Annotated in this window: 22 protein-coding genes; 13 read left to right on the top strand and 9 right to left on the bottom strand. The window is 73.4% G+C overall.

All coding sequences use genetic code 11. The annotated features are described in order from the left end of the window. The first annotated feature begins 129 nt into the window (after positions 1-129). The gene (locus IG99_RS22540; RefSeq protein ID WP_037676658.1) at positions 130-975 is read left to right on the top strand and encodes a DUF72 domain-containing protein; all 846 of its coding nucleotides are present in this window, start codon (positions 130-132) and stop codon (positions 973-975) included. 7 nt (positions 976-982) lie between these two features. Here IG99_RS22540 and IG99_RS22545 read toward each other — a convergent pair whose 3' ends face one another. Further along, entirely contained in the window at positions 983-1,663 is a 681-nt protein-coding gene (locus IG99_RS22545; RefSeq protein WP_037676659.1) for a lipoprotein, read from the bottom strand. 73 nt (positions 1,664-1,736) lie between these two features. Next, entirely contained in the window at positions 1,737-2,330 is a 594-nt protein-coding gene (locus IG99_RS22550; RefSeq protein ID WP_078947835.1) for a CGNR zinc finger domain-containing protein, read from the bottom strand. Between the two features lie 38 nt (positions 2,331-2,368). Between IG99_RS22550 and IG99_RS22555 the strand changes: the two genes are divergently transcribed. After that, on the top strand, positions 2,369-3,556 hold the full coding sequence (locus IG99_RS22555; RefSeq protein WP_037676660.1) for an MFS transporter: 1,188 nt from the start codon (positions 2,369-2,371) through the stop codon (positions 3,554-3,556). Here IG99_RS22555 and IG99_RS22560 read toward each other — a convergent pair. The 6 genes from IG99_RS22560 to IG99_RS22580 form a co-directional block, all read right to left on the bottom strand. Then, positions 3,549-4,082, bottom strand: coding sequence for a DoxX family protein (locus IG99_RS22560; RefSeq protein WP_037676661.1), 534 nt, complete (start codon positions 4,080-4,082; stop codon positions 3,549-3,551). The genes IG99_RS22555 and IG99_RS22560 overlap by 8 nt on opposite strands. A gap of 139 nt (positions 4,083-4,221) precedes the next feature. Then, positions 4,222-5,928, bottom strand: coding sequence for a C40 family peptidase (locus IG99_RS50425; RefSeq protein ID WP_037676662.1), 1,707 nt, complete (start codon positions 5,926-5,928; stop codon positions 4,222-4,224). A gap of 375 nt (positions 5,929-6,303) precedes the next feature. Next, complete coding sequence (locus IG99_RS48820; protein WP_158973223.1) at positions 6,304-6,969, bottom strand: LAETG motif-containing sortase-dependent surface protein; 666 nt, start codon at positions 6,967-6,969, stop codon at positions 6,304-6,306. A 435-nt stretch (positions 6,970-7,404) separates the two neighbouring features. Beyond that, positions 7,405-7,728 (bottom strand): hypothetical protein, encoded by a 324-nt coding sequence (locus IG99_RS49635; RefSeq protein ID WP_051865764.1) that lies wholly within the window; start codon positions 7,726-7,728, stop codon positions 7,405-7,407. Positions 7,729-7,759: 31 nt separating this feature from the next. Further along, positions 7,760-8,002 (bottom strand): DUF6055 domain-containing protein, encoded by a 243-nt coding sequence (locus tag IG99_RS49640; protein ID WP_051865767.1) that lies wholly within the window; start codon positions 8,000-8,002, stop codon positions 7,760-7,762. An 18-nt stretch (positions 8,003-8,020) separates the two neighbouring features. Beyond that, positions 8,021-8,800 (bottom strand): maleylpyruvate isomerase family mycothiol-dependent enzyme, encoded by a 780-nt coding sequence (locus IG99_RS22580; RefSeq protein WP_037676664.1) that lies wholly within the window; start codon positions 8,798-8,800, stop codon positions 8,021-8,023. 93 nt (positions 8,801-8,893) lie between these two features. On the opposite strand from IG99_RS22580, the gene IG99_RS22585 reads away from it, so the two are divergent. From IG99_RS22585 to IG99_RS22605, 5 genes are all read left to right on the top strand, one after another. Next, positions 8,894-10,612, top strand: coding sequence for a tetratricopeptide repeat protein (locus tag IG99_RS22585; protein WP_037676665.1), 1,719 nt, complete (start codon positions 8,894-8,896; stop codon positions 10,610-10,612). Between the two features lie 111 nt (positions 10,613-10,723). Continuing rightward, positions 10,724-11,386, top strand: coding sequence for a nucleotidyltransferase family protein (locus IG99_RS22590; RefSeq protein ID WP_051865770.1), 663 nt, complete (start codon positions 10,724-10,726; stop codon positions 11,384-11,386). After that, entirely contained in the window at positions 11,383-11,664 is a 282-nt protein-coding gene (locus IG99_RS22595; RefSeq protein ID WP_037676666.1) for a BON domain-containing protein, read from the top strand. The genes IG99_RS22590 and IG99_RS22595 overlap by 4 nt, the downstream gene beginning before the upstream one ends. Next, the gene (locus IG99_RS22600) at positions 11,661-12,407 is read left to right on the top strand and encodes a metallophosphoesterase family protein (protein ID WP_037676668.1); all 747 of its coding nucleotides are present in this window, start codon (positions 11,661-11,663) and stop codon (positions 12,405-12,407) included. Before IG99_RS22595 ends, IG99_RS22600 begins: the two co-directional genes overlap by 4 nt. A 199-nt stretch (positions 12,408-12,606) precedes the next feature. After that, complete coding sequence (locus IG99_RS22605) at positions 12,607-13,146, top strand: hypothetical protein (RefSeq protein ID WP_037676669.1); 540 nt, start codon at positions 12,607-12,609, stop codon at positions 13,144-13,146. A gap of 135 nt (positions 13,147-13,281) precedes the next feature. Here IG99_RS22605 and IG99_RS22610 read toward each other — a convergent pair whose 3' ends face one another. Then, complete coding sequence (locus IG99_RS22610; protein ID WP_037676796.1) at positions 13,282-13,845, bottom strand: hemerythrin domain-containing protein; 564 nt, start codon at positions 13,843-13,845, stop codon at positions 13,282-13,284. 279 nt (positions 13,846-14,124) lie between these two features. Between IG99_RS22610 and IG99_RS22615 the strand changes: the two genes are divergently transcribed. The 6 genes from IG99_RS22615 to IG99_RS22640 are packed head-to-tail and all read left to right on the top strand — an operon-like array spanning position 14,125 to position 20,593. Beyond that, a complete protein-coding gene (locus IG99_RS22615) occupies positions 14,125-14,667 on the top strand; it encodes a D-glycero-alpha-D-manno-heptose-1,7-bisphosphate 7-phosphatase (protein ID WP_037676670.1) in 543 nt (180 codons plus the stop codon). Beyond that, on the top strand, positions 14,664-15,668 hold the full coding sequence (locus tag IG99_RS22620; RefSeq protein WP_037676672.1) for a glycosyltransferase family 9 protein: 1,005 nt from the start codon (positions 14,664-14,666) through the stop codon (positions 15,666-15,668). The genes IG99_RS22615 and IG99_RS22620 overlap by 4 nt, the downstream gene beginning before the upstream one ends. Further along, positions 15,665-16,627 (top strand): glycosyltransferase, encoded by a 963-nt coding sequence (locus IG99_RS22625; RefSeq protein ID WP_037676673.1) that lies wholly within the window; start codon positions 15,665-15,667, stop codon positions 16,625-16,627. Before IG99_RS22620 ends, IG99_RS22625 begins: the two co-directional genes overlap by 4 nt. A 33-nt stretch (positions 16,628-16,660) precedes the next feature. After that, the gene (locus IG99_RS22630) at positions 16,661-17,695 is read left to right on the top strand and encodes a glycosyltransferase family 9 protein (RefSeq protein WP_051865773.1); all 1,035 of its coding nucleotides are present in this window, start codon (positions 16,661-16,663) and stop codon (positions 17,693-17,695) included. Next, entirely contained in the window at positions 17,685-20,105 is a 2,421-nt protein-coding gene (locus IG99_RS22635) for a molybdopterin oxidoreductase family protein (protein WP_234311920.1), read from the top strand. Before IG99_RS22630 ends, IG99_RS22635 begins: the two co-directional genes overlap by 11 nt. Further along, positions 20,102-20,593 (top strand): hypothetical protein, encoded by a 492-nt coding sequence (locus tag IG99_RS22640; RefSeq protein ID WP_037676674.1) that lies wholly within the window; start codon positions 20,102-20,104, stop codon positions 20,591-20,593. The genes IG99_RS22635 and IG99_RS22640 overlap by 4 nt, the downstream gene beginning before the upstream one ends. Positions 20,594-20,648 lie beyond the last annotated feature (55 nt).

Raw genomic sequence — 20,648 nt, forward strand, 5'->3', positions numbered from 1 at the left:
CTCCGCCACCGTGCCCCGCGCGTCACCGTGCGTGAACGTCGGGCGCTGGGTGCCGGGGGCCGTCCGGGCCGCCGCACTCCGGCCCGGACCGGGGGCACGTGCGAGGCGTCCCGGGGTACGCGCAGCGCCATGGGTGAGATTCTGGTCGGTGCGTGTTCGTGGACCGACCGGGCGCTGGTCGGCAGCGGCTGGTACCCGGTGGGGCAGCGGGACGCCGAGGGGCGGTTGCGGTACTACGCGGGCAGGTTCGGCATCGTGGAGGTGGACTCCGGCTACTACGCGCTGCCTTCGGCCCGCAACAGTCGCCTGTGGGTCGAACGCACCCCGGACGGCTTCGTGTTCGACGTGAAGGCGTTCTCGCTGCTCACCGGTCACCCCACCCGGCCGGCCCTGCTGCCCGGCGGGCTGCCGGCCGACGCCCGGGACCCGTGGGTGCTGGACAAGGTCTGGGCCCGCTTCGCCGACGGGATCGAACCGCTGCGGGAGGCCGGGAAGCTCGGCGTGGTGCTGTTCCAGTTCCCGCCCTGGTTCCGGCCCGGGGCCCTGGCGGAGGGGTTCCTCGCCCAGTGCGCCGAGCGCACCGCGGGCTGGCCCGTCGCCGTGGAGTTCCGCCACCCCGCGTGGTGGCGCGACGAACAGGCCGAGGCGACCCGGGCGTTACTCCGTGCCCACGGCTTCTCGGCCGTCGCCGTGGACATGGCGCGGACGCTGCCCACCTCCATCCCGCCGGTCACCCCCGTCACCTCCTCCCGGGTGGCCGTCGTACGTTTCCACGGGCGCAGCCCGGCCTGGGGGACGGGGAGCAAGGAGGACCGGTTCCGGCACGACTACACCGACGACGAGCTCGAGGAATGGGTGCCGAGGCTGCGCGGCCTCGCCGAGCGGGTCGGACAACTGCACGTGTTGTTCAACAACTGCTGCGGAGCGGCCGCCGTACGGGCCGCCGAGCGCATGCGCGACCTCCTGGCCGGCTGACCGGTGGTCAGACGGTGCGCAGGGTCCGCTTCGCCAGCTCGAACGCGGGCAGCATGGCCGCGTGCTCCTCGGTGTCGATCCCGCCGAGGTGCAGCACGACGGGGCCGTCGGCGGTGGCGACGGCGAGGGCGTGTTCCTTCTTCGTCTCGTCGAGGATCTCGCTGGTGTACAGGTACTCCACCTCCACACCGGAGAGTCCGCCCGCCTTGAACGAGCGGTACTTCTCCTCGCTCGCCCCGTTCTCGGCCGCAACGAACGCCTCCAGCACGCCGCGCGCGTCGGCGTTGCCCGGCTTGCCGGTGTAGACGCGCAGGAAGCCGATGTGCCCGGCGGGCTTGGCGTCGACCTCGCAGGCCAGGGCGACCGGGCCCTGGTACAGGAGTTCCTGCGGCTGCTCCTCCGTACCGCCGGAGCCCGCCGAGCCCCCGCCGGACCGGACCGCCTCCGCCGTCCAGCGCGCGGCGGTCTCGAAGGAGACGGGCAGTTCGCACGCCGTACCCGGCCCGCCGAGCGTCCCGCCGCTCGCGGCCGCCGCACCGGCGGAACCGCTCGCACCGCTCGCACCGGCGGCATCGGTCGCCTTCGCGGGCGCCGACCGGGGGCTCGCCGTCTCGTCGGCGTCCCCCGCGGCCCCGCATCCCGCCAGAACCCCCGCCAGCAAGGCCATCCCGGCCACCCAACGCCACATGCTCCCCACCCCGAACTCCCTTGCGGCCAGGGAGGGACTGTATCCGACGGCACTGACACGAGCGGGCCGCGATTCACCGGTGTGCCGGGGACGAGCGGGAGGCGCGGCGGTGCGCGGCGACACGTTCGCGGGTCGCGCACCGGCGTGAGCAGTAGCGGCGCTCGGGCCCGGCGCCCTGCGTGATGAAGACGTTCGGGCAGCTCGGCGACGCGCAGACCCGGCCGGGCGGCAGCTGACGGTCCCAGAGGAGAACGGTCAGCGCCATGCAGGAGGAGGCGATGAGCCACTCGTCCCACGGGGCGTCGTCGTCCAGGTCGAGGTGGGGGTGCCAGGGCGTACGGCCTCCGTGCGCGGTGAGGCGCAGCGGTCCGGTGTGGTCGCGCAGCAGCCGGTTGAGCACCTCCGCAGCGCCGTCGACACCGTCGGCGGTGAAGACCTGACGCAGCAGGGCGGCGGCCGTCCGCATTCCGTCGACGTCCCGTGCCGCGAGGTCGACCGGGCCCGTCTCGCCGTAGGCGAGCAGCACCTCGGCGATCGCGGTGGGATCGGGGCCGTCCTCGGTGGAGAGGACATTGAGGAGGGCGGCGGTGCGGCGGGCCATGGTCAGCACGGAGTGCCGGCTCGACCAGTCGTAGGCGGGGGAGGGCACAGGCGCAATGTAACGCATATTGCGGGCTTTTGAGTTACGTGCGTAACGTCCCGCCGATGAAGAGGCGTTACGCACTCAGCGCGTACCTGGCCGGTGCTATGACGGCCCGTACGGGCGACGACATGTCCGGGCCGGCGCTGCTCCTGGCCGGACTCGCCCTGACCGGGTCCGCCACGCAGGCGTCGACCCTGCTCGCGGCCGTCACCGGCGCGGCGGCGGTCGGGGGCCCGGTGCTGGGCATGCTGCTCGACCGGGCGGAGCGTCCCGGCCGACTGCTGTCACTGGCCCTCGTCCTCTACGCCGCGGGCCTCATGGGGGTCCTCGCGGGACTCGGCACCCTGCCGTTCGGCGTGACCGTCCTCGTCGCGGTGCTCACCGGCCTGTCGGCGCCCGCGCTGTCGGGCGGCTGGACGGCCCAGCTGCCGCGCGTGGCGCCCGGCGCACGGCTGCCCCGGGCCAACACCCTCGACGCGATGACGTACGGCTCGGCAGGCCTGGCCGGACCGGCGCTGGCGGGCGGTGTGGCCGAGGCGGTGGGGGCGTCGGCGGCGGTGGCGGTGTCGGTGGTGCTGATCGGGCTGGCGGTGCCGGCGGCCTGGCGGCTTCCGGAGCGGGGCGAACCGGGAGCGGGCATCCCCGCGGGACAGGGGCTGGTGGCCGGCGTGCGATGCATCGTGGGGAATCCGCGACTCGCCCGGGCGACCGTCTCCTCGGTCGTCTCCTGCGCCGGTCAGGGCATGCTGACGGCCTGTCTCCCCCTGCTGGGAGAACGCTTCCTGGGCGGGGCGGGGCGCGGTGCCCTGCTGCTCTCCTGCACGGCCGTCACCGCTTTGGCGGCCAACGCCGTACTGGCCATACGGCCTCGCACGCTCACCCCCGAGACCGCCATCCGGGCCGGCGCGCTGCTCCAGGCGGCGGCACTGGCGTCGGCCGCCACGGGACAGCCGGGCACGGTCGTCGCGGCCGCGCTGCTGGCCGGCGTCGGCGAGGGACCCCAGCTCACGGCTCTCTTCGCCATCCGGCACCGGGAGGCACCCGAGCGTCTGCGCGGCCAGGTCTCCACCACCGGCGCCAGCGCGAAGATCACCGGCTTCGCCGTCGGAGCGGCGGCCGCCGGGCCCCTCGCCGTGTGGTCCCTCCCGGCCGCACTGCTGTCGGCGGCCGCGCTCCAGGTCGTGGCGGCATGGACGATGACCCGGAGCGGACGACGAGACACCCGCGCCACGCGGTCGGCCGTCAGCTGAACACCTTGGCCTTGACGCCACCCGCTGCCGCCGCCGGTCGTGCTGTCGCGCGGATCGAACGCCGTACGAGGTGGGCGTCGCGGCGCACGTCGTGGGCCGCGTGGCGGGAGCGCCACAGCAGGGAGGGGTGGCCCGCGGTGTCGTCGGCCGCGATCAGCAGGCCGCCGAGCATGGAGAGGTTCTTGAAGAAGTGGATGCGCTGCTGGGCGCGGTCGTCGGGGTCCTCCACCTCCCAGAAGCGGTGGGCCGCCAAGGTGGTGGGCACGAGCGTGGCCGCGATGGCGAGGGCGGCCGGCCGGGGGAGACGCCCGGTGGCCAGCAGGAAGCCCGCCGCCACCTGGACGGCACCGCTCAGCCGTACCGCCTCCTCGGTCCGGTCGGGCACGACCGGCACACGCTCGGTGACGGGACGCACGACGGGCTCGGCGACCGGCGCCACCGCCTCGGGCTCGCGGACGGAACTCAGGCCGCCGCTGATGAACATGGAGGCGAGCATGGGGCGGCCGACCAGACGCAACAGACTCATGACCCTCTCCAGACGTGTAGGTAAGGGGACAGGGGCCACCGGGTTCCCACACGAGCCGGGACCATTCAGTGGACCGCGGGCCCGGGTGGGGCCCTGACGGAAGCCTTCCGCTCCCCGCCCCCTCACCGACGCCTGGGGATCAAGCGGGTCGCACCGCGCCGAGGACCGCGGACTCGCCGGCGTGGAGGACCGATTCCTCGCGTATGTACGCGCCCGGGCTCGGAGCGTGGATCATCATGCCGTTACCCGCGTAGAGCCCGACGTGACCGGCGTCGTGGAAGAAGACGAGATCGCCGACCTGGAGGTCGCTGAGCGGGATCGCCGTGCCGGTGAGGGCCTGCTCCTGCGCGGAACGCGGTAGCGCCACGCCCGCGGTCCGCCAGGCCGCCTGGGTGAGGCTGGAGCAGTCGTAAGACGTCGGCCCGTTGGCACCCCACACACAGGGCTTGCCGACCTGCGCACGGGCGAAGTCGAGCGCCCTCGCGGCCTTCCCCTGGTACGCCGACTCCGCTGCGCCGACGGAAGGGGCGGAGACCGCGGGAGTCGCGGAGACAGGGAGCGGGGCAGCGGGGGCGGGGGCGAACGGCTGACCGGCGGGGGCCGGCTGCTGCGTCCGCCAGGCCTCAGCGGCAGGCTGGGTGACCGGCAGGCTCCCGGTGTCCCAGGTCTGGGCGGGGGGTGCGGTCTGGGCGGGGACGGCGGGCAGCGCGCCGGTGTCCCAGGGCTGGGTGGCGGGCGTTGAGAGGGCCGGGGCGACGGGGAGCGAGCCGGTGTCCCAGGGCCCAGTGGCTGGTGACGCCTGGGGTGGTGCCATGGCGGGCACGTTCCCGGTGTCCCAGGGCTGCGGGGCCGGGGACGGCTGGGGGGTCACCGTCGGTACGTTTCCGGTGTCCCAGGGCTGGGTGGCTGGTGACGCCTGGGGTGCCATGGCGGGCACGTTCCCGGTGTCCCAGGGCTGCGGGGCCGGGGACGGCTGGGGGGTCACCGTCGGTACGTTTCCGGTGTCCCAGGGCCGGGTGGCCGGAGACGCCTGGGGTGTCATGGCGGGTACGTTCCCGGTGTCCCAGGGCTGGGTGGCCGGGGACGGCTGTGGGGTCACCGTCGGCATGTTCCCGGTGTCCCAGGGCCGGGTGGCAGAGGACGGCTGGGGGGTCACCGTCGGCATGTTCCCGGTGTCCCAAGGCCGAGTGGTCGGTGACGCCTGGGGCGCCACGGCGGGCAGGCTTCCCGTGTCCCAGGGGCGTGTGGCCGGCGCGGCTTCGAGGGCCGCGACGGGGGAGGGACGCTGTGCGGTGTGGCGGCCCAACAGATCCCGCGCCGCGGTGAGTTTGCGCTGGTTGCGCTCCTTCGCGGTGCGCGGGGTGGACTGCTGCGCTCGTGCGGTGGGCGCGGGACCCGCGGAGGTGTTCGGCCGGGTCCCCGACGCCGCGGGCAGCGCGGCGAGGGCCGTACGCGCGGACAGCTCGGGGGCGGCGCGCCGCTCGGGGGCCGCCGGGAGCTCGCGGGCGGGCGGCGGCGCGTCGGTCGTGCGCTCCGGCGCCTTGGTGGGACGGCTCGCGGCCGGGCGGGCGGGCATCCTGTCGGGCGGCAGTACGGCGGACACGGTGGGGCCCAGCTTGGAGCGCGCCACGTCGAACCACTGACGGGCGACGTTGTCACGGGAGCCCGCCGGGGCGGCCAGGCTGCTGGCCGTCGACATGGCACGGGTCGCGTTGAAGGTCCCGGAGTCGCTCTCGGCACGGTTGTACAGAGCGTTGATCCGCTGCTGGATCTCCTCCCGGCTCGGCTCCGCGTCCCCTTCCGGGAGACCGAGGCCAGAGGTGCGCGGGCTGCGATCCGTCGCCATGGAAGCCGTACTCCTTCCGTACTCCGCCTGCCGAGGGGCCACCGGCTCGGACACGGCGCCCTACGGTTGTGCTGCGCTGGGCAGTTGCATTCGGCGGAGGCCGCGCGACCCGGCGCTTTCGCCGGAGGGAACCGTGCGGCTGGGCGCCAACCTAACCAATATGTGAGGCTGGTGTGAAGATTCACGCGCCAAATGCCCGATACGTAAACGTGACCTTCGTCGCCTTCTCTTTCTCAGCAGGAGAGTTGACAGACCGTAGGGTCCGTATGCATCTCCAGTTGTGACCACTTCGTGGAAGGTGTGACCGTCGCGCCCCTCGAAACCACTCAAGGCCCCTTTCACGCAAGGGGCCTTGAGTGGCGCGGAGTACCGGTCTCAGTGGGAGCCGGAGGCGCGACGGCGGCGCAGGGCGAAGATCAGGCCTCCGCCGGCGACGACCAGCGCGCCCGCCGTGCCGGCGATCAGACCGGTGTCGTTGCCGCCACCGGTCTCGGCGAGATGCGAGCCGCTGCCGCCCTGGGGCGACGCCGCGGGGGAGTCGCTCGGCTGCGTGGGCGTCGGGGACGGCGTGTCCGAGGACGACGCCGAGGCCGACGGCGTGGCGGCGGCCGGGGTCGATTCCGAGGCCGACGGGGTGGGGGTCGGCGCCGGGGCCTCACAGGCCTGGGACGGCGTCGTCAGCAGGGGCTGGATGTCCTCGTCGACCAGATTGCCGGCCTTGACGTGGACGCGGTACGTCTGGTCGGGCGACCAGTCCCAGGCGAAGTCGACGCTGACGCCTTGGGCGTTCGGGTGCTCGATCGTCTTCGTGTCGATGTCGCGGTCGTCCTCGCCCTCGACGGACATCTTGACGTAGAGCGTGATGACGGCGGGCGTGCCGGACGCGTCCGTGTCCGTGACGCGGATGACGCCCTTGCCGTTTGCGTCGCACGTGGCGACGGCGGAGAAGTCGCGGATGTCGCAGGCGAGCGCGGAGTTCGCGACGCCCAGGGTGAGAGCCGCCGCGGCGGTCGAGACGCCTATGAGGCGCGCCGATTTCACGGCGCGGTGGGATAGGGACACAGCTGTCCTTCGCAGGTCACTGAAGACACGACGGGGCGTTTTCCCGGGCCGGCGCACCGGCCCCTCGTGCCCCGGGAACCTCACACGTCTACAAGCCCGTCGAGCTCCCTGTCAACGCGGCATCTTCGCAGATCACGGCCGTGTCAAGGGTGGGTCATGAACCGGTCCGCAGAGGGTCAAGTCACCGTCATGACAGGCCCGTGAGCGGGCCGCCGCCGATGTACGTCGCGATCGACGCCCCACGACGACGGCCCCCACCGCACAGGCGGCCCACCCGCTCGCGCGAGGGCGGCGCTGGAGGGTGATGGCGAGCTCCGCGTCCGTGAACGTCCCGTGCGCCGGGTTCACGTCGCTCTCGCCGCCCCGGCCGTCGCAGCCGCGGTCGGGGTTGAACATCAGGTACGTTCCGGACGATCACGCGATCCACAACTCGGCGTCACCGCAGATCACGAGGTTGCCCGACAGATTGGCGCCGCCCTGGACGATCGCGTTGTCCTTCACGACGACGTTGCCCCCGATGGTGGCCCCGGAGTTGACCCACGACAGGCCCTCGACACGGGCGTTGCCGGTCACGGTCGAGCTGCCGAAGACCGCGGCGCGCGGGCCGACGTGGACGCTGGAGGCGACATTCGGCCGGTTGTCCACCCAGCCGCCGCCGTTGGAGTGCCAGTGGCCGCCGCCGGTCGCGGCGGGCTTCTGGTGGCCGGGCTCGTAGCCGGACGGGGTGGCGCATGGCACGGAACTCGTACGGGTAGCGGTAATTCTTGGTTTAGCCGTCCAGGAAGCCGTAGTGGTGCACGGAGTTCGGGGTCCCGGTCACGACCAGGTAGACGTCCTTCTCGCCGGGCTGGGTCTGGAAGCTGATCTGCCCGTCCGCGCTGCTGGAGACCGAACCGCAGCGCGGGGTGCCGTTCTTGACGGCGACGAACCCGTACGACCAGCCCGAGCCGGCGGCCGTGTCGACGTGCCCCTTGAAGTGCAGCTTGATCAGCGCGCCGTCGCTCGACGGCACCAGCCTGATCTTGTTGGGCTAACGCAGCCAGAACCTCGACCGCCTCAACCACAGTTCCAGCAGCCCGGCGTCGCCGCGCACCTCGATCCGGTCGGCGACCGGACGGCCGTAGAGGAAGAGGACGAGGTCGGTGAGCGAGCCCCGGACACCGACGGCCGTCTCGCCCGCGCCGCGGTCCCACCGCGGGACCTCGCCGGAGAGGTCGACGCGCCACGACCCGGCGGGGTCGTCGCCGGCCAAGAATCCGATACTGCGGCCGGGGCCCAGCAGCGGCTCCCCGCCCTCATTCTCGTACGTCTCCGGTACGGAACCGAAGGACATCCACTCGTCCAGGGCGTCCAGCGCCACCTCCGTGTCGAGGTCGTAGCGGGCCCCCACCGCCCACGCCGCGTCGGCGCGGTGCACGACCGTCTCGTGCAGGGCACGCCGCGCCCAGAACACCAGGGGCTGATCCGGGACCACCGTCCACACGCGGGCGTCGGGGCCGGCCTCCGCCAGGACGTCGGTGAGCCGCCGCGCGCCCAGGCCGAGCCACGCGCCGAGCTCGGCGAGGTCCTCGTCGCCGTACCCGAAGACCTCGTTGACCAGGGTGTCCGGGACCTCGTCGGTGGCGCGGGTGCGGACGACGGTGTCGATCCACCGGTGCACGCCGCCGATGTGCCGCAGCAGGTGGCGGAGGTTCCACTCGGGGCACGTGGGCACGCGCGCGGCGGGGTCGGCCGCCGTCAACAGCGTGCGCAACAGGTCCGTCTGGGTGATGATTTCCGTGCGGTAGCGCTCGAGACTCCAGCGGGTCATGGGATCACGCTACGAGGTGCGGGGTAGGCCGGGTCATTGATTTCCGGCCCCTCGCCCCGGCGCCCCGGGCGGCCGCACCCTCAGGAGACTCGCGTGGACTACTACGACCTCGGCACCCACAGCCGCCCCGTGACGACCTCCTCGCCCGAGGCCCGGACGTGGTTCGACCGCGGACTGGTCTGGACGTACGCCTTCAACCACGAGGAGGCCGTCTCCTGCTTCGAGGCGGCCGCCTCGGCCGACCCCGACTGCGCCATGGCGCACTGGGGCATCGCCTACGCGCTCGGCCCGAACTACAACAAACCGTGGGAGTTCTTCGACGAGCGGGATCTGGCCCGCACCGTCGAGCGCACCCACGCCGCCGTGGAACTCGCCCACGAGAAGTCGGCCGACGCCACTCCCGTGGAACGGGCCCTGATCGGCGCCCTGCGTGCCCGCTACCCCAGGGCGCGCCCCGTCGCGGACTGCTCGGTCTGGAACGCCCCGTACGCCGACGCCATGCGCGCCGTGCACGAGCTGGCGCCGGACGACCTCGACGTCACCACCCTGTACGCCGACGCACTCATGAACCTCACCCCGTGGCAACTGTGGGACCTTCGCTCCGGACGGCCCGCGGAAGGTGCCCGCACCCTGGAGGCCAAGGCGGCGCTCGACCGGGCGCTGACCACGTCGGCGGGCGCCCGGCATCCGGGTGTGCTGCACCTCTACATCCACCTGATGGAGATGTCGCCCACCCCCGAGACGGCTCTGCCCGCCGCCGACCGGCTGCGCGAGCTGGTGCCCGACGCCGGCCACCTCCAGCACATGCCCTCGCACCTGGAGGTGCTGTGCGGCGACTACCGCGGTGTGGTGGCGGACAACAGCCGCGCGATCGCGGCCGACGAGAAGTACCGTGCGCGGGCCGGATCGATGAACTTCTACACCCTGTACCGGGCGCACAACCACCACTTCAAGATCTACGGCGCGATGTTCCTCGGCCAGTGCGAGGTCGCCCTGGAAGCCGCCGCCCAGCTGGAGGCGGCCCTCCCGGAGGAGCTGCTGCGGGTGCAGAGCCCGCCCATGGCGGACTGGCTGGAGGCCTTCCTCGCCATGCGGGTCCATGTCCTGATCCGCTTCGGCCGCTGGACCGACGTCCTCGAGCTGCCCCGGCCCGCCGACCCGGAGCTGTACAGCGTGACCACCGCCATGCGGCACTACGCCCGCGGTGTCGCGCTCTCCGCGACCGGCCGCGTCGCCGAGGCGGAGACCGAGCGCACCCTGTTCCACGAGGCCGCCGGCCGGGTCCAGGAGACGCGCATGCTGTTCAACAACACCTGCGCCGACATTCTCGCGATCGCCTCCGCGATGCTCGACGGAGAACTCGAGTACCGCAGGGGCGACCACGACGCCGCCTTCGCCGCCCTCGAACGGTCCATCGCCCTCGACGACGACCTCCCCTACGACGAGCCGTGGGGTTGGATGCAGCCGACTCGGCACGCCTACGGCGCCCTCCTCCTCGAACAGGGACGCGTGGCGGAGGCCGAGGCGGTCTACCGTGCCGACCTCGGCCTCGACGACACCCTGCCCCGCGCCTCCCAGCACCCCGGCAACGTCTGGTCCCTGCACGGCCTCCACGAGTGCCTCCTCCGGCTGGGCAGGACGGCGGAGGCCCGGATCGTGGCCCAGCAGCTGCGGATCGCCGTGGCGCTGGCCGACGTACCGATCGAGGCGTCCTGCTTCTGCCGCCTCGACGCCGTCACGGGCGCCGCGGTGACGGATGTGGGAGAGGGGTGCCGCGCATCCGGCCCCACCGAAACCGGCGGGCGGGCGTAGGGCGGCCCAGTGTCGAAGGCGGGGCGCCGGGTACCCGAGGGTGCACCGGCGCTGTCCGGCGTCCGGACGGCGCCGGACCGCACTTCGCTCCACTCGGTGAATGGAGTGACCATGACGCAGTACGGGGAGGACACCACGCTCGCCAGGCGTTCGACAGATGCGAAGGCTCCACCGGCCGGGGAACTGAGCCTGCCCCAGGACCGTCATCAGGCGATCCTGGAGGCCGCCAAGCAGATCGGCGCCCTCCTCAAACGGGACGGGCACCGCTTCGCGCTGGCCGGAAGCGTCGCCGTCCACGCGCACGGCGGAAGTACCAACCTGCAGCACGACGCCGACTTCTGCGTCCGCCCCGAGGACGCCGACGCGGTCGCGGCCACCCTGCGCGAGGCCGGCCTGGACGTGTGCACACCACCCGAGGACTGGCTGCTGAAGACGACCTGCTTCGGCCAGGACATCGACATCATCTTCGAGCTGGCCCACCGGCCGGTCACCACGGAGATGCTCACCCGAGCCCAGGAGATTCCGGTCGACTCGGTGCGCATGCCCGTGCTGTCGCCGACCGACCTGGTGGGCAGCCTGATCGCCGCCTTCTCCGAACACCACTGCGACTTCGGGGCGGTGCTCCCGGTGGCCCGCGCCCTGCGCGAGAAGGTCGACTGGCCGGAGGTGCGCAGAGCCCGCGGCGACGAACCCATGCCCGCGGCCTTCCTGTTCCTCCTGGAACGCCTGAACGTCGTCGCCCCGCAGAAGGACCCGCGGAAGGAGCAGACATGAGCGACCACGGCACCGAGCACCCAGCCGGCGCTCCCGACAGCCTCGTCTACCGCGTCGCGCACCTCGCCGACCACCTGGCCGCCGGCTCCCTCGGCGAGCTGGGCGTACGCGTCGAGGCCCGCGGCGAGGCCGTCCTGCTGACCGGCACCGTGCCGTCCGCGCAGTGCCGGGACGACGTCCTGCGCGCGGCGCGCGACGAACTGGCCGGTTTCCCGGTGTACAGCGACCTGCTCGTCGCGGACGCCGCGTCGCCCGACCACGCGGAGGAGCTGACGTGATCAGGGTCGCAGCCGTCGGAGACATCCACATGGGTCCCGAGAGCGAGGGCGTGCTGCGCCCCTCGTTCGAGACCCTGCCCGAGTGCGCGGACATCCTGCTGCTGGCCGGGGACCTCACCCGGCACGGTACGCCCGACGAGGCGCGTGTGGTGGCCCGGGAGATCAAGGACCTCGCGGTACCGGTCGTCGCGGTTCTGGGCAACCACGACCACCACGACGACCGCCCGGACGAGGTCGCCGCCGTCCTGGAGGAGGCGGGCGCGACCGTCCTGGAGGGCCGGGGAACGGTCGTGACCAGCGGGGACAGTCGTATCGGCGTGGCCGGCACCAAGGGGTTCGGCGGCGGTTTCGTGGGGCGCTGCGCCGGTGAGTTCGGTGAGCCGGTGATGAAGGAGTTCGTCCGCTACTCACGCCGGCACGCCGACGCGCTCCGGGACTCCCTGGAGGCACTGGACCGGGAGGGCTGCGACGTACGCATCGCCCTGACCCACTTCTCCCCCGTGGAGGACACCCTCGCCGGAGAGCCGCTGGAGATCTACCCCTTCCTGGGCAGCTACCTCCTCGCCGAGGCGATCGACGGCGCCGGCGCCGACCTGGCGATCCACGGCCACGCCCACGCCGGCACGGAACACGGCATGACCACCGGCGGAGTGAAGGTCCGCAACGTGGCCCAGCCGGTCATAGGCAGGGCGTTCCACGTCTACCACCTGCACCCCGCAACAGCGCCCACCGCAACCCGCTGAAGGGCGCGGGGAACCGCGCGACCGGCCCGGACCGACCGGCACCCGCCACACGAGAGCCACCCGCCACGCGCGCCCCCACAACCTTCGCGATGTGGCCGAAGCCACGCCGCCGACAGGCCTCGGGCCATGTCGCGACCCCCCACCCGGAAGCTACCGTTCTCGGAACCCCCGTACCCGCAGCCCACCCGGACGGCCCAGCTTGCGCGCAGATCTCGCAGATCTCTCCCCGGTCATCGCGGCGACAGCCCACTGGCTCACCCGCGCCTACCCGGCCGACGGCGGCGCCCTCGCCTCCGCGCTGTGCGAGGCCCAGGCCCGGCAGGCCGTCACGGTCGCGGCCTGGCTGCGCTACCCGACGGCGATGGACGCGGCGCTCGTCGGCATGGCCGGCCCGGGAGGCTCCGCACGGCTCGACTGGATCAGTGGCGCGGACGCGGCCGAGGCAGCCGCGGACCACGAGGAATCCGCCTGGCGCACCTGGGTGGACGAGGTCGTGGCGAGTTGGGCCGCCTGCCTGCTCACCGACCCCGAGCTGGCGGACCGCGCGTTGGCCGCGCTGACCGAGGGCGGCCACGCCACCCACGCCGGTGCCGAGTTCCGGCGCCTGGTCGCGCCCGACGAACGCGACCGGCAGGCCGCCGTACTGCTGCGCCACCCCGACCTGCTGGCCCCCGTCGCCGGGCTCCACCGGGCCCAGCTCGCCGACTGCCTCGGCCCGGGCCGGGCGCTCGTGGCCTGACCGACGACAGCCCCGAGCGAGGGCACCAGTTCCTCACCCGAGACCTCACACAGCCATGGGCCCGCCGGCCGTCCCGACGGGCCCATGAAAAGCGGCGTCACCACTGCGCGCCCACTGCGTCCACCGCGCGCACCCTCAGTCCCGCTTCCCCCGCCCCGACAGCGCGTCACGGACCCGGTCGACCATCCCCGCGCCCGGGGCCAGCAGCTTGTTGGCCGGCGGCTTGTCCGGCGCGGACGGGTGCGGACGGGTCGGCGCCATCTTCTTCGCCTGGCGGACCTTGTCGCCCAGGGTGTCGAGCGCGTCCGGCGGACAGGAGGCCCGCAGCATCGGGAAGAGGTTCTGCTCCTCGTCGGCCACGTGTGAGCGGATCTCCGACATCAGCATGCCGATGAGCCGGTCGAACTCGGGGTCGTCCGCGTCACAGCCCTCCAGATCCTTCATGATCTGCTCGGCCTTGGCGTGGTCCTCGAGTTCCCTGTCGGCCATGGCGTCCCCGTTCGCCACGTGTTCCCGTACTGCCGGGTAGAGGTAGGCCTCCTCGGCCACGGAGTGCCGCACCAGTTCCATGGTGGCCTGGTCCGCGTAGAGCTTGCGGTCCTTGTGACCGGACGGCAGCGCCTCGATCCGGCCGAAGAACTCCTCGACCTCGCGGTGATCGGTCATCAACTCGTCGATGACGTTTCCACCGTGACCCATGTCCTTCACCTCCAGCCTGTACGTGGTGACTCCGGGCGGAGTCACCACGGCCTCGAGTGCCCCGGCCGTCGCCGGGCTAACACGGGGCCGATCCGGGGCAGCCCGAGTCGCGCCCCGGCCCGGGTCTTCGCACAATGAGGGCGATGCGTGAAAGCGCCTGGCAGGGGAACACCGTGACACTGCCACTTCCAGGCATGTCCCGACGCGAACGAAGGAGCGTGTTCTCGGCCGGCCGTCGGCCCCGAGCGGCAGCCCCACCCGCAGTCATGGAGGCCGTGCATGCACCCCGGACCCGTCGCCGCCGTGCTCTTCGACCGGGACGGCACCCTCGTGGAGGACGTCCCGTACAACGGCGACCCCGACCTCGTACGGCTGCTGCCCGGCGCCAGGGAGGCGGTCGGGTTGCTGCGGGCGGCGGGCGTCGCGACCGGGGTGGTCAGCAACCAGTCGGGCATCGGCCGGGGGCTGCTCACGGAGTCCGAGGTCCGCAGCGTCAACGAACGGGCCGACGCGCTGCTCGGCGGGCTCGACACCTGGGTCCACTGCCCGCACCCGCCCGACGCCGGATGCCGCTGCCGCAAGCCCGAGCCGGGACTCGTGATCGAGGCGGCGCGCCGCCTGCGCGTCGCACCCGGCCGCTGCGTCGTGATCGGTGACATCGCGGCCGACGTGCTCGCCGCACGGGCCGCGGGCGCCCGTGGCGTCCTCGTCCCCAACGCCGCGACCCGCCCCGAGGAGGTCGCCGCCGCGCCCGACGTCGCGCGCGACCTGGTCACGGCCGTACGACGGCTGCTCGCCGAACCGGGGAGTGACCGGTCGTGAGGGCGCTGGTCGTACGGCTCGACAGCTTCGGCGACGTCCTGCTCGCCGGCCCCGCCGTACGCGCCGTCGCGCACCGCACGCACGTGACGATGCTCTGCGGCCCCCGCGGCGAACCCGCCGCCCGGCTGCTGCCCGGCGTCGACGACGTGATCGTGTGGGAGGCGCCGTGGGAGGGCCCAGCCCCGCCCGCGGTCGACGAGGCCGACGTCCACGCACTGGTCCGGCGGCTGAGCGAGGCCGCGTTCGACGTGGCGCTCGTCCTCACCTCCTTCCACCAGAGCCCCCTGCCGACGGCCCTGCTCCTGCGGCTCGCGGGCGTGCCCCGGATCGGCGCCGACAGCGTCGACCACCCCGGCCGCCTCCTCGACGTACGCCACCTGCGCCGGCCCGGCCGGCACGAGGCGGAGGCGGCCCTCGACACCGCGGCCGCCCTGGGCTTCGAGCCGCCCCCGGACGACGACGGGCGGCTCCGCGTCCTGCCGCCGCCCGACACCAGCGCCCTGACCGGCAACGGCCCCTACGTCGTGGTCCACCCCGGGGCCAGCGCACCGGCCCGCGCCTGGAGCCCCGACCGCTGCGCCGACGCCGTCGCCCTGCTCGCCGACGTCGGCCACCGTGTCGTCGTCACCGGCGGACCCGGCGAAAGCGACCTCACCCGACGGGTCAGCGGCGGCACGGCCGTCGACCTCGGCGGCCGTACCACTCCGCGCACCCTGGCCGGTGTCCTGCGGTCGGCCGACGTCGTCGTGTGCGGCAACACCGGCCCCGCCCACCTGGCCGCCGCGGTGGGCACACCCGTCGTCTCGCTCTTCGCACCGGTCGTACCGGCGGAGCGGTGGGGACCGTACGGCGTACCGAGCGTGCTGCTCGGCGACCAGTACGCGCCCTGCGTGGACACCAGGGCCCGGCACTGTCCCGTACGCGGGCATCCGTGCCTCGACGAGGTGACGGGCGACGACGTGGTGCGCGCGGTGCAGAAACTCCTGAAGGAGAGCACATGAACGTACTCGTGTGGCACGTGCACGGTTCCTGGCTGACCTCGTTCGTGCGGGGGCCGTACACCTTCCTCGTCCCCGTGACGCCCGACCGCGGGCCGGACGGTCTGGGCCGGGCCCGGACCTGGCAGTGGCCCCGGACGGTGCGGGAGCTGACGCCCGAGGAGCTGCGCGAGGCCGACATCGACCTCATGGTGCTGCAACGGCCGCACGAGCTCGAACTGGCCCACCGGTGGACGGGCCGCCGCCCCGGCACCGACGTGCCCGCCGTGTACGTCGAGCACAACGCTCCCCACGAGTCGGCCGTGGACACCCGCCACCCGCTGGCCGACCGCAGCGACATCCCCCTCGTGCACGTCACCCACTTCAACCGGCTGATGTGGGACAACGGGCGCGCCCCGACCACGGTCGTCGAGCACGGCATCATCGACCCCGGACACCGGTGGACCGGCGAGACGCGACGCGCCGCCGTGGTCGTGAACGAGCCCGTGCGGCGCGGCCGCACCACCGGTACGGACCTGTTGACCGCGTTCGCCCGCGCGGCGCCGCTGGACGTCTTCGGCATGCGGACGGAAGGGCTCGCCGACCACCTGGGCCTGCCCGCGGAACGCTGCCGCGCCCGCGACCTCCCGCAGGGCGAACTGCACACGGCGATGGCCCGCTGCCGCCTCTACCTGCACCCCGTGCGCTGGACCTCCCTCGGCCTCTCCCTCCTGGAGGCCATGTTCCTCGGCATGCCCGTCGTCGCCCTCGACACCACCGAGGTCCGTGAGGCGGTCCCCGAGGGCGCCGGTGTCGTCTCCAACCGGCTCGACGTCCTCCAGGAGGCCGTGCGCGGGTTCCTCGCCGACGCCGACCACGCCCGGATGACCGGCGAGGCCGCCCGCACCGCGGCCCGGGCCCGCTACGGCGAACGACGCTTCCGAGACGACTGGGACCGCTTGATCAAGGAGGCCACCCGATGACCTCCGCCCCACCACCCCGACCCGGGGCCCCCGGTGTCCGCGCCGGCTGACCGCCCCACGCGCGACCGACCCAGGCTGCTCGTGCTGCGGGCTCTGGGACTGGGGGACCTGCTTGCCGGGGTTCCCGCACTGCGCGGGCTGCGGCGGGCGTTCCCGGGGCACGAAGTGGTGCTCGCCGTGCCGGCGGAGCTGGCGGAGGCCGCTCTGGCCACCGGCGCCGTGGACCGTGTCCTGCCGGCTGCCGCGCCGAACCGCGCGGTGCCGTCACTGGAGCACTGGCCGGGGCCCCCGCCGGACCTCGCCGTCGACCTGCACGGCAACGGCCCCGCAAGCCGCGACGCGCTCGCCGTCCTGGAGCCGCCCCGCCTGCTCGCGTACGCGGGGTCGTACGGTGTGCCCGGCCCGCACCCGGTGTGGCGGCCCGGCGTGCACGAACGCGCGCGGTGGTGCGCGTTCCTCGGTGCGTACGGCATCGCCGCCGACCCCGACGACGTCCGCCTGCCGCCACCGGCCACGGCTTCCCCGGCGCCGGGCGCCGCGATCGTGCACCCGGGGGCGGAGTCCGCCGCCCGCCGCTGGCCGGCGGGACGGTACGCCCTCGTCGTCCGGCGGTTGCGGGCGGCCGGTCACCGGGTCGTCGTCACGGGCGGCCCGAAGGAGGACGCGCTGGTGCGGGACGTCGCCGACCGCGCGGAGCTGCAGGACCGGGACGTGCTGCGGGGCGGACTGCCGTACGGCGAGTTGTCGGCCCTCGTCGCCGGGGCCCGGCTCCTCGTCAGCGGCGACACCGGTCTCGCGCATCTCGCGGTCGCCCACGGGACACCGTCGGTCACGCTCTTCGGGCCGGTGTCGCCCCGCCTCTGGGGTCCACCGCCCCGCGCCCGGCACATCGCCCTGTGGCAGCCGGGCCCACCCGGAGACCCGCACGGCAGCGCCCCCGACCCACGCCTCCTGCAGATCCAGGTCGACGAGGTCGCCACGGCCGCACTGAGCCTGCTGAGGGCGCGCCCCGGACCGACCCCGCCACGACCCGAAGCACCGAGGGAAGATGCCGCTCGTGTCAGCTGAGCCCCTGCCCTCCGGGTCGGACGACCGCCCGGACCGTATCGACAACCCGTGGGGAGCCCGAACCCCCTACGCCCCCGGCACCCCCTGGCCGGCCCGCACCGACATGCACCTGGCACCCGGGCTCGGCGAGGGCGACGTGGAACGGTGGGCGCGGTCCGCCTCGCTGCTGCACTCCAACGGCGACGCGATGGACATCGCCGTCCGGGAGGGGCGGATCGTCGGCGTACGGGGGCGGACCACCGACCGGGTCAACCGCGGCCGACTGGGCCCCAAGGACCTCTACGGGTGGCAGGGGAACAACTCCCCGGACCGCCTCACCAGGCCCCTCGTCCGCGAGAACGGACGCCTGGCGGAGTGCGACTGGCCCACCGCGATGGACAGGATCGTGACGCGCAGCAAGGAGCTGCTCGACGAGCGCGGCCCCGGATCCATCGGCTTCTACACCACCGGACAGCTGTTCCTGGAGGAGTACTACACCCTCGCCGTGCTCTCCCGCGCCGGCCTCGGCACCCACCACCTGGACGGCAACACCCGCCTGTGCACGGCCACCGCCGGCGAGGCACTGAAGCAGTCCTTCGGCAGCGACGGACAGCCCGGATCGTACGAGGACATCGACCACGCCGACGTCATCGCCCTGTTCGGACACAACATGGCCGAGACGCAGACCGTGCTGTGGATGCGGGTCCTCGACCGCCTCGAAGGCCCCCGGCCGCCCCGACTGGTCTGCGTCGACCCCAGGTTCACCCAGGTCGCACGGCGGGCCGACGTGCACCTCGCCCCCCGCCCGGGCACCAACCTCGCCCTGCTCGACGCCCTGCTGCACGAGCTCATCCGCACCGGCCGGATCGACCGGGAGTACATCGACCGGCACACCGTCGGCTTCGAGGAGCTCGCGGCCGCCGTCGAGGAGTGCACCCCGCGCTGGGCCTCCCGGATCTGTGACGTGCCGGCCCCGGCCATCCAGCGGGCGGCGGAGATCATCGGCGGTGCCGAGCGGCTCCTGTCGACCGTCCTTCAGGGCGTCTACCAGTCCCACCAGGCCACCGCGGCCGCCGTGCAGGTCAACAACCTGCACCTGCTGCGCGGCATGCTGGGCCGCCCCGGCTGCGGAGTCCTCCAGATGAACGGCCAGCCCAGCGCGGAGAACACCAGGGAGTGCGGCGCGGACGGCGACCTGCCGGGTTTCCGGAACTGGCAGAACGACCAGCACGTCGCCGAGCTCGCGGACATCTGGAACGTGACCCCGTCGACCATCCCGCACTACGGGCCGCCCACGCACGCCATGCAGATGTTGCGCTACGCCGAGCAGGGTTCGATCCGGATGCTGTGGATCACCGGCACCAACCCGGCCGTCTCCCTGCCCGAGCTGTCCCGGATCCGTTCGATCCTGTCCCAGGAACGACTGTTCGTCGTCGTCCAGGACATCTTCCTGACCGAGACGGCCCAGATGGCCGACGTGGTCCTGCCCGCCGCCACCTGGGGCGAGAAGACCGGCACCCTCACCAACGCCGACCGGACCGTGCACCTGTCGGAGCGGGCCGTCGACCCGCCGGGCCAGGCGCGCTCGGACCTCGACATCTTCCTCGACTACGCGGCCCGCATGGACTTCCGGGACAAGGACGGCGCCCCGCTGATCAAGTGGCACGACCCGCCGTCCGCGTTCGCGGCCTGGCAGCGGTGCAGCGCCGGCCGCCCCTGCGACTACACCGGCCTCAGCTACGACCGGCTCCGCGAGCGCGGCGGCATCCAGTGGCCCTGCACCGAGCAGGCCCCGGACGGCACCGCCCGCCTGTACGCCGACGGCTTCGACTTCGCGCACCCCGACACCTGCGAGAGCTTCGGCAAGGACCTGGTCACTGGGGCGTCCACGGAGGCCGTCGAGTACCGCTCGCTCAACCCGGACGGCAAGGCCCTCATCAAGGCGGCCGAGTACGTGCCCCCGCACGAGGACGCCTCCGAGGACTACCCGCTCCAGCTGATCACCGGCCGTACCGTCTACCACTTCCACACCCGGACCAAGACCGGCCGCGCCCCCGAACTCAACGCAGCCGCGCCGGACGTCTGGGCCGAGATCTCCCCCGCGGAGGCCGCCGCGCAGGGCCTGTCCGACGGCGACCTGGTGCGCGTCAGTACCCCGCGTGGAGCGGTGCGCGCACGGCTGCGGACCACCGCCCTGCGCGACGGCGTGGTGTTCCTGCCGTTCCACTACGGCTACTGGGACACCCCCGGCGGCTGGCGTCCCGGCGACGAGAGCGCCGGGCGGGCCGCCAACGAGACCACGATCAGTGACTGGGACCCGGCCTCCAAACAGCCGCTGTTCAAGACGTGCGCGGCCCGCGTCTCGCTGGTCGCCCGCCGTGAGAACCGCGCCGAAGGCGCCGCGAACGACACCGCAGGGAGCAGCACATGACCGGAGTCACCCTCACGCTGCGCCAACTGCACGACGGCGAGCGCACGCTGGAGCACGACCTGCTGACGGCGGCCGAACGCCACCGCACCGACCACGAGATCCACCACGTCGCGATCGACCTCTCCCGCTGGTCCCGCGAACACGGCGGCCGGCTCGCCGAGACGGGCCGCCACTACGACCTCGACCTCCGGGGCCCCCGTGACCACTCCTCACCCGGCGCCCTGGCCACCCTGCGCCAAAAGGCCGCCGAAGCCCTCGGCAGGCGCCCGGAGACCGGCCTGCTGCTTCTGCACGACCTGTGCGACCTGCACCTGGCCGCCACGCGCAACTCCCTGCACTGGGAGATGCTTGCGCAGGCGGCCCAGGCCCTCCGCGACGAGCGCCTGCTCGACCTGGCGAGCTTCTGCCACCCGCGCACGCTGCGCCAGCTCCGCTGGACCAACACCATGATCAAACAGCTGGCGCCGCAACTGCTCACCAGCGTTTAGAGCCTCAGCGTTTAGAGCCTCAGCGTTCAGTGCCTTCAGCGTTCAGTGCCTTCAG

The organism is Streptomyces griseus subsp. griseus, from assembly GCF_000720255.1.
Lineage (GTDB): Bacteria > Actinomycetota > Actinomycetes > Streptomycetales > Streptomycetaceae > Streptomyces > Streptomyces griseus_I.

What these genes read in the sequence shown, in the direction of transcription:
- IG99_RS22540 (WP_037676658.1), top strand. Translation starts at nt 130, where the DNA reads ATGGGTGAGATTCTGGTCGGTGCGTGTTCGTGGACCGACCGGGCGCTG.
- IG99_RS22545 (WP_037676659.1), bottom strand. Translation starts at nt 1,663, where the DNA reads ATGTGGCGTTGGGTGGCCGGGATGGCCTTGCTGGCGGGGGTTCTGGCG.
- IG99_RS22550 (WP_078947835.1), bottom strand. Translation starts at nt 2,330, where the DNA reads ATGCGTTACATTGCGCCTGTGCCCTCCCCCGCCTACGACTGGTCGAGC.
- IG99_RS22555 (WP_037676660.1), top strand. Translation starts at nt 2,369, where the DNA reads ATGAAGAGGCGTTACGCACTCAGCGCGTACCTGGCCGGTGCTATGACG.
- IG99_RS22560 (WP_037676661.1), bottom strand. Translation starts at nt 4,082, where the DNA reads ATGAGTCTGTTGCGTCTGGTCGGCCGCCCCATGCTCGCCTCCATGTTC.
- IG99_RS50425 (WP_037676662.1), bottom strand. Translation starts at nt 5,928, where the DNA reads ATGGCGACGGATCGCAGCCCGCGCACCTCTGGCCTCGGTCTCCCGGAA.
- IG99_RS22580 (WP_037676664.1), bottom strand. Translation starts at nt 8,800, where the DNA reads ATGACCCGCTGGAGTCTCGAGCGCTACCGCACGGAAATCATCACCCAG.
- IG99_RS22590 (WP_051865770.1), top strand. Translation starts at nt 10,724, where the DNA reads ATGACGCAGTACGGGGAGGACACCACGCTCGCCAGGCGTTCGACAGAT.
- IG99_RS22595 (WP_037676666.1), top strand. Translation starts at nt 11,383, where the DNA reads ATGAGCGACCACGGCACCGAGCACCCAGCCGGCGCTCCCGACAGCCTC.
- IG99_RS22610 (WP_037676796.1), bottom strand. Translation starts at nt 13,845, where the DNA reads ATGGGTCACGGTGGAAACGTCATCGACGAGTTGATGACCGATCACCGC.
- IG99_RS22615 (WP_037676670.1), top strand. Translation starts at nt 14,125, where the DNA reads ATGCACCCCGGACCCGTCGCCGCCGTGCTCTTCGACCGGGACGGCACC.
- IG99_RS22625 (WP_037676673.1), top strand. Translation starts at nt 15,665, where the DNA reads ATGAACGTACTCGTGTGGCACGTGCACGGTTCCTGGCTGACCTCGTTC.
- IG99_RS22640 (WP_037676674.1), top strand. Translation starts at nt 20,102, where the DNA reads ATGACCGGAGTCACCCTCACGCTGCGCCAACTGCACGACGGCGAGCGC.